Source organism: Moorena sp. SIO4A5 (assembly GCF_010672005.1).
Taxonomy (GTDB): Bacteria; Cyanobacteriota; Cyanobacteriia; order Cyanobacteriales; family Coleofasciculaceae; genus Moorena.
The window spans coordinates 48,555-62,416 of record NZ_JAAHHZ010000039.1; the positions used below are offsets into that span (position 1 = coordinate 48,555).

At 42.8% G+C, this 13,862-nt stretch carries 11 protein-coding genes; 6 read left to right on the forward strand and 5 right to left on the reverse strand.

Annotated features, from left to right (window positions below):
- The first annotated feature begins 88 nt into the window (after positions 1–88).
- Together murD and F6K57_RS14270 are read left to right on the forward strand one after the other, a co-directional pair.
- The gene (murD, locus tag F6K57_RS14265) at positions 89–1,546 is read left to right on the forward strand and encodes a UDP-N-acetylmuramoyl-L-alanine--D-glutamate ligase (protein ID WP_293068582.1); all 1,458 of its coding nucleotides are present in this window, start codon (positions 89–91) and stop codon (positions 1,544–1,546) included.
- 120 nt (positions 1,547–1,666) lie between these two features.
- Positions 1,667–4,975, forward strand: coding sequence for a patatin-like protein (locus F6K57_RS14270; protein ID WP_293068585.1), 3,309 nt, complete (start codon positions 1,667–1,669; stop codon positions 4,973–4,975).
- Between the two features lie 364 nt (positions 4,976–5,339).
- Here the strand turns inward: F6K57_RS14270 and F6K57_RS14275 are convergent, their stop codons facing one another.
- The 3 genes from F6K57_RS14275 to F6K57_RS14285 all read right to left on the reverse strand — a co-directional run bounded on the left by F6K57_RS14275 (position 5,340) and on the right by F6K57_RS14285 (position 7,635).
- A complete protein-coding gene (locus F6K57_RS14275; protein ID WP_293068588.1) occupies positions 5,340–5,747 on the reverse strand; it encodes a metalloregulator ArsR/SmtB family transcription factor in 408 nt (135 codons plus the stop codon).
- Between the two features lie 917 nt (positions 5,748–6,664).
- Positions 6,665–6,970: a hypothetical protein gene (locus tag F6K57_RS14280; RefSeq protein WP_293027385.1), complete on the reverse strand. Its 306-nt coding sequence runs from the start codon at positions 6,968–6,970 to the stop codon at positions 6,665–6,667.
- A 161-nt stretch (positions 6,971–7,131) separates the two neighbouring features.
- Positions 7,132–7,635: an RNase A-like domain-containing protein gene (locus tag F6K57_RS14285; RefSeq protein ID WP_293027387.1), complete on the reverse strand. Its 504-nt coding sequence runs from the start codon at positions 7,633–7,635 to the stop codon at positions 7,132–7,134.
- 190 nt (positions 7,636–7,825) lie between these two features.
- On the opposite strand from F6K57_RS14285, the gene F6K57_RS14290 reads away from it, so the two are divergent.
- Together F6K57_RS14290 and F6K57_RS14295 are read left to right on the forward strand one after the other, a co-directional pair.
- Entirely contained in the window at positions 7,826–8,209 is a 384-nt protein-coding gene (locus tag F6K57_RS14290; protein WP_293027390.1) for a pentapeptide repeat-containing protein, read from the forward strand.
- 9 nt (positions 8,210–8,218) lie between these two features.
- Positions 8,219–9,400, forward strand: a complete 1,182-nt coding sequence (locus F6K57_RS14295; RefSeq protein WP_293068593.1) for an endonuclease/exonuclease/phosphatase family protein — start codon at positions 8,219–8,221, stop codon at positions 9,398–9,400.
- On the opposite strand, the gene F6K57_RS14300 is transcribed toward F6K57_RS14295, so the two are convergent.
- Positions 9,333–9,599 carry a hypothetical protein gene (locus F6K57_RS14300; protein WP_293068596.1) on the reverse strand — a complete coding sequence of 89 codons (267 nt, stop codon included), beginning with the start codon at positions 9,597–9,599 and terminating at the stop codon, positions 9,333–9,335. The two genes, F6K57_RS14295 and F6K57_RS14300, sit on opposite strands and share 68 nt — an antisense overlap.
- Before the next feature lie 110 nt (positions 9,600–9,709).
- Between F6K57_RS14300 and F6K57_RS14305 the strand changes: the two genes are divergently transcribed.
- The gene (locus tag F6K57_RS14305) at positions 9,710–9,853 is read left to right on the forward strand and encodes a hypothetical protein (protein ID WP_293041350.1); all 144 of its coding nucleotides are present in this window, start codon (positions 9,710–9,712) and stop codon (positions 9,851–9,853) included.
- A gap of 434 nt (positions 9,854–10,287) precedes the next feature.
- Here F6K57_RS14305 and F6K57_RS14310 read toward each other — a convergent pair whose 3' ends face one another.
- Positions 10,288–10,860: a PEP-CTERM sorting domain-containing protein gene (locus F6K57_RS14310; RefSeq protein WP_293068598.1), complete on the reverse strand. Its 573-nt coding sequence runs from the start codon at positions 10,858–10,860 to the stop codon at positions 10,288–10,290.
- Between the two features lie 732 nt (positions 10,861–11,592).
- Between F6K57_RS14310 and F6K57_RS14315 the strand changes: the two genes are divergently transcribed.
- Complete coding sequence (locus tag F6K57_RS14315) at positions 11,593–13,302, forward strand: GspE/PulE family protein (protein WP_293068601.1); 1,710 nt, start codon at positions 11,593–11,595, stop codon at positions 13,300–13,302.
- Positions 13,303–13,862 lie beyond the last annotated feature (560 nt).

Sequence of the window (13,862 nt, forward strand, 5' to 3'; positions counted from 1 at the left end):
CAAAAAGTAAGTAACTTATCCAATTCAAAACCGCTATAACTGCTATAGTTATAAACGGCAAACCATCAGATGCACTACCAATCAAAGTATGCCTAAGGCTGATGTTATTGGATTAGGACGCTCAGGTCTTGCAGCCGCAAGACTTCTAAGAAAAGAAGGTTGGGATGTCACTCTCAGCGATGCTGCTAGCCCTGAACGCATCGCTGTACGTTATACCCCAGAAGACTGGCAACACCAACAACAACAGCTTGCCAGAGACGGAATTAATCTTAAACTGGGTTATTCCCTAACCCTAGACTCTTCAGACTTACCCCAGCTGATTGTAGTTAGTCCTGGTGTTCCCTGGGATATACCAGTGTTAGTTGCGGCCAGGACCCAAGGCATTGAAACCATAGGGGAAATTGAACTAGCTTGGCGTTATCTCCAATCCTGTCCATGGGTAGGTGTTACTGGTACTAACGGCAAAACTACTACCACCTCCCTGATTGCTGCTATTTTTCAAGAAGCTGGTTTCCATGCCCCCGCCTGCGGTAACATTGGTTATGCCGCTTGCGAACTCCTCCTAGCACCAGAAATCACGGGTAAACCCCAGGAAACATCCCCAATCGATTGGGTAATTGGGGAAATCAGCAGTTACCAAATCGAATCTTCCAAAGACCTTGCCCCTCGTATTGGTGTCTTGACAACCTTGACTCCTGACCACCTCAGCCGTCACAAAACCCTGGAAAACTATTATGACATCAAGGCATCTTTACTGCGTCGCTCCCAGTTACAAGTTATCAATGGGGATGACCCTTACCTGGGTAATTTGGGAGTAAACTATTGGCCCGATGCCTATTGGATTAGTATCACAGCTGGTCAGGGGGACAGGAATTTTAAACCTTGGGCCTACATCCAAGATGACTGGGTGATAGCAGACTCAGAACCGATCTTGCCAGTGAAATCCTTACAGATGGTTGGAGATCACAATCGACAAAATTTATTAATGGCAGTGGCAACAGCACGATTGGCAGGAATTGATAAAAATGCGATCGCATCCGCCATTGCCAAGTTTCCTGGTGTTCCCCATCGCCTAGAAAAGGTGATTACCTGGCAGGGGATAGACTTCATCAATGATAGTAAAGCCACCAACTATGATGCGGCTCAAGTCGGTTTAGCCTCAGTAGCTGCACCCACTATTCTAATTGCTGGTGGTGAAGCCAAAGCTGGTGATGATACCAGTTGGATTGAGACCATTAAACTCAAAGCAGCGGTTGTCTTACTCATTGGTGAAGCTGCACCTGCTTTTGCGGCACGCCTTAAGGAAGCTAGCTATTCCAGTTACGAAATTGTGGAAACTATGGCGAAAGCGGTACCAAGAGCAGCAGAACTAGCTCAACAGTATAATTCTAGTGTTGTCCTGCTTTCTCCTGCCTGTGCTAGCTTTGACCAATACCAAAGCTTTGAACATCGCGGGGATGATTTCCGCAGGTTGTGTCAGCAGCACCTTACTACTATAGCAAAGGGAACAGGGAACAGGGAGCAGGGAACAGGAACCCACCCCTAACCCCTCCCAGGAGGGGAACGGGAGTAGGGAATATGGCATCAAAAATTATCACAATTCCTACACGGATTGCTATATTTAGCCAGTAATTAACGGTAACGTCCATAATTGGAGAGCCATATTATGTCTAGCCAAAACTTTCGCAAGCCAGAATTTAGCAGAGAACTGCGCTTAGGACTAGTGGTTTATGGTGGAGTCTCTCTAGCCATTTATATGAACGGTGTTTGCCGCGAATTTTATAATGCAGTTCGCGGTAGAGGTATCTATAAACTAGTTAAAGCTCTTACTGATTCTGATATTATTGTTGATATTCTCTCAGGCACGTCAGCAGGAGGAATTAATGGGGTTCTGCTTAGCTACGCTTTGACCAATAGTAGTCAGGATGAAGTTATAGATTTTGAAAACTTTGCCCAAATTTGGCGGGAAAATGGCAACATCCGCAAGCTCATGCATAAACCTAGCATTAGTCAAGGTAAAAATGATGGGGAATCTATTTTAGATGGCAAGGGCTACTATCAAGATGCACTAGCTAAAGCCTTTGAGCAAGGGCAGAGTAATAAAAAGAAAGCACCCTCCGACGAGTGGGTATCTTCGTTTAATGAATTAGATTTATTTGTGACAGGAACTGATGTTGTAGGACGGGTTGATACCGTTTTTGATGATACCGGACGGGTGATTGATCTTAAAGACCACCGCACTATCTTTCATCTCAAGCACCGTCAAGGTCGCAAAGAGCCCTTTAATCCCAATTTTAACCCAAACAATTCAACGGTTCAAGATACCTATCAAGCTCTGGCAAAACTGTGTCGTATTACATCGTGTTTTCCAGTTGCTTTCCCTGTGGTTACCGTTGAGTTAGATAATCCTAGCAATCAGGTCGATGCCAAGTTAGTAGAATGGGGAATCCTGAAGAATCGCAAGTTACCGGAAACCCCTCCAACGGGTGGGTATCAATTGCACTTTGTGGATGGAGGGGTGCTAGATAATCGGCCTTTCAGTTACACCATCAAAGAAATGTATTATCGTGCCGACTATTATCCAGTTGAGCGCAAGTTATTTTATATCGATCCCAGTCCAGATAATTTTGCTGGCAGCCAAAAGTTTAATCAGATGGCAAAGCCTGATGTCTGGGAGGTAATCCAGGAGTCGTTGTTAGGAATGCCGACCTATGAAAGTATTAGTAATGATTTGGGGTTAATCAAAGACCGTAACCATAAAATCCAGCGCTACCAGTCTCTGCTAGAAGATGCGGAATCCCCCTTATTTGCCAAGGCTGACAACTCCCAACAGAAAACCCTCCCAGTGGAGACGGGAATTTATTGGCGTAGTCGTCTGATTAGCTTACGCGATCGCACATTACCTCTAGTCTTGAGAATGTCTCAAGTCAGTAGCACCAAATCTTACCAAGAAACCTTAAACAAGCAAGTCCTTTTGGAGAAAATAGCTAAGCTACTGACCCAAGACATTACTGAACCGGAAAAACTGGAAAATCACGACATTATTCTCCAAGACCCTAGTCAACAGATTAGCAATATCGATATCGAATATGCCTTAAGGAAGCACTTCTATATCGTTAAAAAAGTTTGTCAGTTGATGAATCAGGAGCAATCATTATCTGAGTATAAAACCCTCCAATACCTAGCTTTAAGGCTAGGTCGTCATATTAAACTCCTAGAAGTCATTAAAATAGCATTAACTAAGCTGTTAACTCATCCCCATATTAGTCAATACTTCTATGACCTGATATCATCCTTTCAAACTAATCAAAGTTCCGAGTCTAAAGATAATCAACTGCATCCTACTCAGATTTATAACCGTCTAATTCGGTTATACCGTTTCTTGCTCGATGCTGAGGGGCTAGCAGAATTTGTACCACAAAACCATCAGCAATCTTATTTAGAAAAAGTCCCAGCCTATTTCTTGCAAAAATTACCAGAAGAAGCAGCAGAACAATTAGCCGCTAACTCTGAAACCCAGACAGTTGGAAAAACCACCATTGACTGGTTGCCCCAGCGGCGAATTTCCAGCATTTTTGAACAATTTAAGCAAAAAGTTAATCAAGTAGAGCAAGAACCAAATCAACTTCAAAAAATCTGGCATGCTGAAAAATTAAAAAATAACGATACGGAAAATAATGGAGAACAATACTCCTCCGTTTTGTGTAAGATAGAGGAAGCATCAGAGAAATTCATTGAACTAAGTGGGGTAAATCAGTCTGAAGAACTCTTGACTCGTTTTAAACGATTTCGAGAACTCGATAAAGTTCTGTATCCCTTTGAGTATCTATCTGAAATTGAGGAAAAAAATCTGATCGAGACGATTCGGATTAGTCCAGATGATGCTCAGCTGGGTTTTGGTAAAGGGCAAAAGTTAGATAGTAAACTGGCGGGAAATACCTTAAATGCTTTTGGCGGTTTCTTTAAGAAGTCGTGGCGTTCTAATGATATTATGTGGGGGCGCTTAGACGGATTAAACCGGATAGTTGAAGCTTTACTTACTCCTGAGGGGATTGCTAAGTTTCCTAAGTTTTTGAAACGACAAGCTCAAGAATATAACATTCCTGAAGCGGGAGAAGAATTTGATCAGTTTAAAGAACAGTACTTAGATTTTTTAATTCAAGAGTCTTTCCCTAACGCTACCGCTGATCACCAGGATAAAATTAAAGGTCATCTACGTAAGCTGGCGACTCCTAATCCAGATCTTTCTGAGGCTGATATCAAAACAATACTGGATGATTTAGTGTTGGAAGGACATCGTGATATTCTCAGCACTGACCTACAGAATGTGATTGAAGATGAAATTTCTGAACAACTAGAGTGGAGTAACCAGCGAGTTCAACCTGCTGCTCCTAACGATAGTCAAACCACAAATCTAACCACAAGTCTAACCACCAAACCCCAGTATAGTCTAGTTGAGGGTAGTTTTAGTGAAACGATTAGTCTACTAGCAGCTCAGGAATTAGCTAGGAAAAGCATTGACTCCTTACCCCAGGGTAAAGAAACGTTCTTTCTCAACCATTACCAGGTGGGTTCAGAGACATTCTCAAATGATATTCCCACTACTATCCTAACAAATCTCGCTACCCGAGCTGCCCTGATTGTGCGAGATATGCTGATCACTGTATTAAGCGATCGCACTCCAGGCTTCGGTAGTAGTTTGATCTATCAAGTCTTGAATAAATCCTTACAACTATTTTATTGGTGGCAACAGATTACCCAATCATCAGGGATTAAAAAGGGTGATGGTAGTCGCCAGAAGTTGATTTCCCTGGTAGTGCAAGTAGCCTTGTTGCTGATTGCTGTCCTGTCTGTGGTTATTATCATATATCGGTCATGGATATGGTTTGCGATCGCATTTCTGACTGGCCTGTTGTCTTGGCTTTTAGGGAATCCTTGGAAAGCTATAAAAGAACGATTAATTATCAAGGATTAATTATCAAGTATGTGTGCGTTGACGTAGCGATTCTCCTTTGGAGACACTACGTCAACCGATAGCTGTTTGCCCCATCTCCCGCTAACCATTTCGGGCAAAGCCCGACGCTGCGCGAACGGGTATACAGCGGTTTGCAATTCAATTAGGTACAAAGTTCTGGGTTTTTAGGGAGCAGGGACTGAGGCCGTGGGCCACGCGGGGCGCGTTCGGAGCAGGGAGCAGGTAAGAGGGAATAGGGAATAGGGAAAAAATTCAGTGTACTTGATAGTTATGCAAAGCGCCGTAACGGGAGGGGAATTGGAGTTGAATGATGGGCAATAGTTCGGGACTAATCACAATTACCAATTACCAATTACCAAGATCACTAAAAAGATTGCTGCATCGCTTTGAGTTGCTCTAGCTGTTGATGTTGTTGCTTTATTTGCAGTGACAGGGAATCACACACTAGCTCACATAGCTCAAAGATAAAGGGATTAGCTATTTGGTAAAAGACATTGATTCCTTGTTGATTGCGAGTGACAATCCCTGCTTTAGCCAGGATTTTTAAATGCTTGGATACATTGGCTTGACCTAAGCCTGTTTCTTCGATAATTTGACTAACATTTTTGGAGCCTGACTTCAGACAACAGATAATTTGCAAGCGACTTACTTCAGATAAGACTTTAAAGAAATCAGCGATCAGAGTCAAGGAAGTAGGGGATAACTGGGATATCTCACAGTCTGGAGGTTGCTCAGTCCTCAGAGATGATTTTGCCAAAGAACTTTTAAGCATAATAGATTGGCTGACAGTGGTAATCAGGGCTAGGCTTTATCTATTATATTATTATACGGTAGTTTTAGGGCTGATTGACTGACAAAACTCCTAAAACCCTTGATTTTATCTAAAACCATTACCAGGGTTGGGTTTCACTACTGATTTGCTCGCTTGTCTAACCACAAAACTTGGTCGAGCCAGCGAGCTTTGATAAACCGCTTCTGCAAATCCGATAGATCAATCGCATCAATCAACCCACCTATCTCTTCTTTAAATTTTTCCCGATAAGACCGTTTTTTTTACATGATTCACTCGTCCTGTTTACTTTAGAGGATGCCCCAGAACTATACCCCACTGTTATGGAAAAAAACACCTTGACAATGGCTAGATATAGCACTAGGCATTAAGGTGTTTGACATTGAGAAAAGCTGAAAAGCACTTTTAGTAAACTTTTAGGTGCGACCCGTGGCGAATTTAATTCGCCAAGGTCAAGCGCACCTTTGCCTTTTGCCTTTAGCATGCATGGCTTTTGCCTTGCGCGTAGCGCTATACATGTATGGATTGTGTTTGGGGATTCATCACCCCAGTTATAACCGGGAATTAAGACAACGTGGGTAAGGAGAAATTCTCAAGTTTCGAGTATAGTTTAATCGGGGAAATAATACCCTTTTTTTCATAGTGGTCATGGGAATTTGGCGGAAGCGAGCCAAGCAGCGCACTACCTCACAGGCTAGAAGCCTGTGCCACGCTACTTGAGGTGCTACCAGCTTAAGCGCTACGCGCACGCTACGCGAACAGCTAAAGTCTAGCGGTTTTTATCCTAATGAGGTACACATAATTTTTGTCCTGTTCCCTCTTCTGATTTCCCTGTTCGCTGTTCCCTATTCCCTAAAACCAGAAACTCTGTACCTCACCACATTAAAAGCCGCTAGACTTTACTCTCCTCCGGATACTTTATCAAGGCAACTTTCCAACAGGTCGAGCATTTCTGTTAGCCATTTTCTAGCACTTTCTTCAGTTTCAAAATAGCGATTGGCATAGTCACCCACATCTTTCCAGGGAAAGGAGCGAGAAGCCAAAGCAACCCTTCCTTCGGTAATTATGGTACGATGCCACTTGGCAAGTTCTGGATTGTTGCAGCCAAGAACTACCTCTTCATCACTTTTACCTTCAAAATCAGCTTCAGCAAACTCCCCAGCAAGAAAACTGTAGAGATTTTCGTAGTTAGGTTTTTGGCTCATGGGTAGATTTTTAGTGTATATTTAATTGCTAATGTTGAGTAATGACTAAATATTAGATAATTAGAGACTGAAGATTCAATAAATACAAGATATTATAGTTTAAGCAAGGGTCAGTCTAAACTATAATATCTACACTATAAAATCTACAATCCCCTGAGCAGTTATCTAGCGGGATATGACGTAAGAAGTAAGCAATCTCCCTTTGCTGTTTTTTCCATAACCACACGCAACTTCCTACTATTAGAAATATTGCTCAGAGAAGCAGGACGGCTAGCCACACGACCAACTACGTCCCTAGCCCTATAGTTAACAGCTCGCTTCTCACCTATACCAGCATCAAGAACCCAACTATTTAATCTATTCCGGTTGGCTCTCAAAGCAGCTTTAATATTAGTGGCAGCAGTTTCCAAATCGGGATAGGTGCTAGCTGCGCTGATTCTGGGAGCATTAATTAATCGGTCTACTAGTTGTTGATCACTTTTACCAACATGGCGATCAATGGTGTGACCACCAAGGTACTCCTGTCGTTGTAACCAGTCGGAGGTAAAATTACTCGGCACGCATTGCGCAGAAGCTGATTGACTCACGCAGAAACCCTGTACAACAGTCAAAACAGCCAAGAATCCAGCACTCTTGGCTAGGGATTTTTTCCAATGGGTAAGCATTTTATAATCTTTGTTTTTACCTACTATTCCCAGCAGCTTTTTAATTGTAACATCCTGAGCGACTGCATCAAGACAATGAAAGGAGGGTGAATTGGCGACTGACTGTATCAGGGATGAGCTGATTGCCCTCAAAGCTGTATAGAGTAAAATTTTGATAATTATTATATACTAATTTTGGTCAAGTCAACCGATGTCTGATCAAGAAATTCGGCCAGAAGCGCAACCGTTAATCGATCGCTGTATAGATGGGAAAACTAAGGACTTTTTGGAGATAGGGAGAATTGCTGGTCTTAATACAACATCCGATTGTGCAGGCGCTGATCTCAGCGGTGCTAATTTGAGTAATGTTAACCTCAGCAGTGTCAATTTGAGTGGTGCTAACCTTAGCCTTGCTAAACTCAACGGGGCTAATTTATATGGTGCTAATTTATTGGGAGCTAACTTGTTCCGTACTGACCTGAATGATGCTAATCTTAGTGATGCTAATCTTAGTGATGCTAATCTCAGCGAGGCTATCCTCAGTCGTGCTATTCTCAGCAGTACCAATCTCAGTTCAAATAAAAATACTATATAAGTTCTGATTATGTCTGAATTTACTCCAGAAGAATGGGGAAAAATCCGAGAAACTTTGGCTGACGATCCCACTAAGTATGGATTGCCTAAACGGGAATATGGCTCGGTGGTGTTGGGGTCATTTAATATCAGAAAACTGGGGAGGGTAACTAACCGCAGTCCTGAAACCTGGGATTTTTTGGCTCATGTGTGTAAGCACTTTGATTTGCTGGCTATCCAAGAAATTATGGATAACCTGAATGGTTTCCAGGAGTTGAAGGGGCGGATGGGGTCAGAGTTTGGTACGATTGTGTCTGATCGAACTGGGGTGTTTCCTAATGAACCAGGATTAGGGGAAAGACTGGGATTTATATATAATTGGTCGATGGTTCAGCGGGGTGAAGTGGTCTCAGATATTTCTTTTGACCGTACTAAGGTGTTAGAAACCTTGGCTCGTAACTATGATCAGATCAATCAGGCTATCTTACCCTATGTGGACTATCTAAAAGAACTGGATCAGTGGAACTCAAATCAGTTAGGAAAACGCCCTCAGAAGCCGAATGTTAAGATGCCAGTGTTTCTAACCTTTGCTCGCCAACCGTTCTGTGTCAGCTTTAGAATTGTTGGTCATCCTGGTACTAACCCCTATGAGTTTATGGCGGTTAATGCTCATCTGTATTTTGGTAACTATATCTCAGATCGCCGTCAGGAATTTGATGCACTGATGGCATGGATATTAGGACGGTTTATCGAACATGATCGAGCGTATTATCCCAATTTTATCTTATTAGGAGATCTGAATTTAGATTTTGATAATCCTACTACAGACCGTGACCGGATTGAAAAGCATATCAAGATGTTTAATGCTAAGGTAAAAGGGGAAGCAAATGTTAATTTTCCGTTCTTAGACCCCCATCCAAAGACAAAGCAATTCTTGCGCACCAATGCTAGATTTACGGAAACTTTTGACCAAATTGGTTTGTTTAATTGGGATCAGCGTCTTCCTAATTATAAGGAAAATTCCTCTATGGGGGAAAACCCACGAGGACCGGATTATGGTGTCTTTAATTTTGTTGAATTGTTTAGTGATGCGTTGTACAACCGAGGGGTTAGTGAGTTATCACTATCCGAGAAGAAGGCATTTTTTAGACGGTTTGAACATGAGGTAAGTGACCATTTACCGTTGTGGTTACGACTGCCTTTGCCGGATTGAGGTTGCTGATCATTTCGCTAGTTTGCTTAATCAATGCTTTTAAACAGCAGATTTTATCTTCGGCAAACTGCCCTTTGGTGAGTTCAGGAGTAATGTTAATGGCAAAATCAACAATATGACTAGGGATTTCTGGGGGTAAATTACCAACTAGGTCACGATTGTCTATCAGTGAATCCCGTCTGTTGTTATGGTAGGTCATGATTATTGATACGATTCTTAGTTTGTGTTACTAAGCTAATTAATAGTTAACTATAGTAAAACCGTATTTTTAACTAAGTTAGGGAACGGGGATTGGGGAAGTTTTAGGAAATGGGGAGATGGGGAGATAGGGAGATGGGGAGATGGGGAGATGGGGAGATAGGGAGATGGGGAGATGGGGAGATGGAGGAAATTTTGATGAGGAAGATGACTAGAAATTTGCCATTATTCTGGCGTTGCTTAGAGGATATCTGAAAAGTTTTTTGATACTGAATTTTGCCCCCCTAGCCCCCCAAATTTGGGGGGAACAAGAATCAATTTGATGGTAAAAGTCCCCCAAAATTGGGGGACCCACGGGGGCTTGGATGTAGTAAATGAGACTTCTCAGACAACCTCTTAATAATGGAATGATTTTAAGAGTAGGTGCGCTTTCCAATGGGTGAGTAAATCGCCCTTGGGTCGCACCTGTGGAATGGGCATCAGGCGTGGAACTGGCATCTTGCCAGTTTCAATATATTTTCGGGCAGGCAGGATGCCCACCCCACTCATATTCATTCTTTGATTCAGCAATGCCATTATTCTAGCTATTAAGGGTTGAGTATTAACGGTCAACTGTCAATACTCAACCTTTAACACTCAACCGTCAACGTTCAACACTCAACGTTCAACTTTCAACTCTCAAAACTCTTCTAAGCCTTTTGAGAGGATCCCTTCTTTTTACCCAGCAGCAAGCTAGCACCGAGGACACTTAACCCTAAAATAGTAGCAGGCTCGGGCACTTTACCCGCTTTAGTGTAGGTGACACTACCGTCTCCAGAACCGATGAATAAATCACCATAGGTAAAGAAGTCGCCTCCTATGCGGTCATCGTCTTGGTCACGGATTTCAAAGGGAAAATCGAAAACGAAGAAATTGGGAGCAAAATTCAATCCCAAAAGCTCTCCATCCTGAAAATCAACGTAGGGACCTACAGGAAACAAGAAATCATCTTCTTCAGTGTAGGTGACACCATTAAAGTCGAAGACTACCGATAGGTCATCGTTTCGAGAGTTGAATCTTTCAAATCCGCTGTCAAATTGGAAGGTGTCATCATAGGTAAAATACCCCTGATAAGAGTTGCCAGCTAAATTCCCTGTCTCTACATCTACGGTAAAATCATACTTGATAGTTGCAGCAGAGACGGGTTGGGTTGGCATTACAGCTAGACCCAAAGCCACACTAGCGGCTGCCAAAACCCCTGATTTATGGAAGATATCAGCCATTATAAAATTCTCCTTGTTTCAACCTGGTAGAGCGTCTTGAATCAAGCGCTAGTCTTTTAAAACTCTATTAATCTCTCTTTAGATAAAGAGGTTAATATTAGTTTAATTGTGAACAAATTCATGATTAGTTTAAGAGCTGACAGTATACTTTCACAAAAAATTGAGATACTAGTAATTCATTAACCACTTCTTAACGTAAAATTAACGTTTTGTTGGACTTACTTTCATGATTTACTCCTAGACTATTTAGCGCGCTATCCAACAACCTTGGACAACACTGTGTGTTTACCGTCGCTGCCAATGGCGACCTATTCCTCTGTGAAGATGGTTCAGCAAACCCAATTCATCGTCATAGTTACTCAGGAAGGTCAGCTCTACAAGTTCGGTGCTAACGCCCTCAATAAGCATTAGTTTGGTGGAGCCTGGGTATCGCCAGACTGTTGTTACTTGTTTGTCAATGTTTAGAAAGGCTATATAATCATTGTAAAAAACTAGGTAAGTCTATTTAGCTAAGCCTAGGTTTTGTGAAAGGAAAAAGGTAACGTTATATATAAAGATTAGATAAAGATTTATAGTATTACCTTGATCTATCACTCCAATATCAACCAAGCGTAATACCAATTAATCAAAAACTGCTATAGTCAATAAGCACCCAGGTATTTGGGATAATTAAAACTGGAAATTAATCTACAAAAACTGTTTAATTTAGTTTAATATAGTGGGGGGTAAATCATGCAAACGGGCGTTAGAACTTCATCGGCTTGGAGGAAGTTGATAAAAGGTGAAATTAACTGTGAAACAGCCCTTAAACTGTTGGTTAACCCACAAGGAGAACTAAACGTTAACCTACTGGATCGGGAAGTCAGTTCCCGGTTCTTTAAGCCATTCCCCAATCGCCAAGATTTACCCCCGGTGATTCCGCTGCTACTGTGGCGCAACTGTTATTACCTGGGTACCCCAGTCCAGTTATCCCCAGAGCAGATCAAAACATTAAGCGATCGCACTTTCAGCCAAATCAAAATTATTCCCATTGCACCCAAAAGTTACAAGCGATGGTACCACAGGGAAAACAATAATGCCAAATCTATCAGTTCGGTCGCCTTTGTCAATCCCCTTACTGGTGAGGTGGAACAAGAAGACATTACCGAAACCACAGAATTGTATCTTTCCCAAGCGGCTGACCAGATTGAGCGGATTAAAACCATTATCTCTGGAGCTCTGCGTAACCGCGCCAGTGATATTCACCTGGAACCGATGACTGATGGCTTAAGAGTCCGCTATCGCATTGACGGGATTCTTAGGGATATAACTACCTTACCGTCAGACTTGGGACGAGCAGTGGTGGTTGCTCTCAAAGTCATGTCTGATATGGACATTGCTGAAAGCCGCCGTCCTCAAGATGGTCGGATTGGGGAAAACTATGCTACTGGGGAGGAGGCAGAACTTGGGTTAGATCTGCGGGTGAGTACCCTCCCTTGTGTGGGGGGAGAGAAAGCAGTGATTCGCTTATTACCAAGAGAAAACCCCTTTTCTGGCTTGGAAGAGTTAGGCTTTTCTGACGAAGAGCTTAAAATCTATAAAGGTTGGTTGCAGCAACCCCAAGGAATGGTTATTATCACCGGTCCGACTGGTTCTGGTAAAACTAGTACGCTATATAATTCCCTGCAAGGGTTAGCCACAGAACATGTGAATGTAGTAACGGTGGAAGACCCAGTGGAGTATGTCTTACCTCGGATTACCCAGACCCAAGTGAATGAGGCAGCGGGGATGACCTTTGCGGCAGGGATGAGGGCAATTTTACGCCAAGACCCGGACATCATTATGGTGGGGGAAATTCGGGATGCTGAAACCGCTGAAACAGGGATTCGAGCTGCTTTGACCGGTCACTTAGTATTGACCACTCTCCACACCAATGATGCAGTTAGTGCTATTCCTCGTATTAAAGATATTGGTCCGGAACCGGGTTTAATCAGTGATGCCCTATTGGGAATAGTGGCACAGCGTTTGGTGCGCAAAGTATGTCCCCACTGTCAAGAACCTTATACCCCGACTTCTGAGGATTTGCGGAAGCTGAGTTTGAGGCCAGAGGAAGCTAATCTCAAAGGTTGGCGCAAAGGAAAGGGTTGCGCCAAGTGCTACAATTCCGGCTATTTAGGACGGGAAGCTATTGTGGAGTTACTGGATGTAGATGATACCGTACGCCAGTTGATTTATGAGGGAACTATGACTCAGTTGCACCGTTACCTGGATAAAATCAGTTTTTATTCCTTCCGGAAGGCAGCGATTGAAAAGGTAACCAAAGGGGTAACCACCCTAACCGAAATCTTACGAGTTCTACCCCACAGTGCTTTGTCCTGTAAGTCTCACGGTCAATTGGATAAGCCAAGAGCTGCTAAAGTGAAATCCCTAGATAAGATGGCTCCAAATAGGAGATACGGTTGATTGGCAACATTGCTGGGTAGGGAGTAGGGAAAGAGAGGGAAGTGTGGGAGGTGTGGGAGGTGTGGGAGGTGTGGGGAGATGGGGAGATGGGGAGATGGGGAGATGGGGAGTCAGAACCCAAACCACTCGGGCTTTGTATCAAGACAGGGGTTGTGAAAATTGAATGTACTTCATTAATATGAGCACCGCCATACCAATAGCAAAAGATCTGCTGTAGGACTTACGCAAAAGTGCAAAAGTCCTGAATGTGCGAATATAAACAAGGATATTGAATTTTTCTGCCATGGTGCCAGTGGGCAGATTGTCTAGCTAAACCACACTGCTCAACCCATTGAATTGGTGGGATTCACCATTATCGAGAGAGTCAATTAAGGTAGTTGCATATTACTGGGGGAACTAATCATAAGAGATTTCTACTGTGAAAGTAGAGACCGTTGGAAATCCGCAGATAATGTTTGACTTAACCTTTACTCGTAATTTAAGCGCTACACTAATTGTTGTGACTCTGCTTAGCGTGAGTTTATCTACCGTGCGTCATCATCCCCAAACCATGACGAAAC

Coding starts and splice junctions, on each gene's coding strand:
- murD (WP_293068582.1), top strand. CDS start 89: ATGCCTAAGGCTGATGTTATTGGATTAGGACGCTCAGGTCTTGCAGCC.
- F6K57_RS14270 (WP_293068585.1), top strand. CDS start 1,667: ATGTCTAGCCAAAACTTTCGCAAGCCAGAATTTAGCAGAGAACTGCGC.
- F6K57_RS14275 (WP_293068588.1), bottom strand. CDS start 5,747: ATGCTTAAAAGTTCTTTGGCAAAATCATCTCTGAGGACTGAGCAACCT.
- F6K57_RS14280 (WP_293027385.1), bottom strand. CDS start 6,970: ATGAGCCAAAAACCTAACTACGAAAATCTCTACAGTTTTCTTGCTGGG.
- F6K57_RS14285 (WP_293027387.1), bottom strand. CDS start 7,635: ATGCTTACCCATTGGAAAAAATCCCTAGCCAAGAGTGCTGGATTCTTG.
- F6K57_RS14290 (WP_293027390.1), top strand. CDS start 7,826: ATGTCTGATCAAGAAATTCGGCCAGAAGCGCAACCGTTAATCGATCGC.
- F6K57_RS14295 (WP_293068593.1), top strand. CDS start 8,219: ATGTCTGAATTTACTCCAGAAGAATGGGGAAAAATCCGAGAAACTTTG.
- F6K57_RS14300 (WP_293068596.1), bottom strand. CDS start 9,599: ATGACCTACCATAACAACAGACGGGATTCACTGATAGACAATCGTGAC.
- F6K57_RS14305 (WP_293041350.1), top strand. CDS start 9,710: ATGGGGAGATGGGGAGATAGGGAGATGGGGAGATGGGGAGATGGGGAG.
- F6K57_RS14310 (WP_293068598.1), bottom strand. CDS start 10,860: ATGGCTGATATCTTCCATAAATCAGGGGTTTTGGCAGCCGCTAGTGTG.
- F6K57_RS14315 (WP_293068601.1), top strand. CDS start 11,593: ATGCAAACGGGCGTTAGAACTTCATCGGCTTGGAGGAAGTTGATAAAA.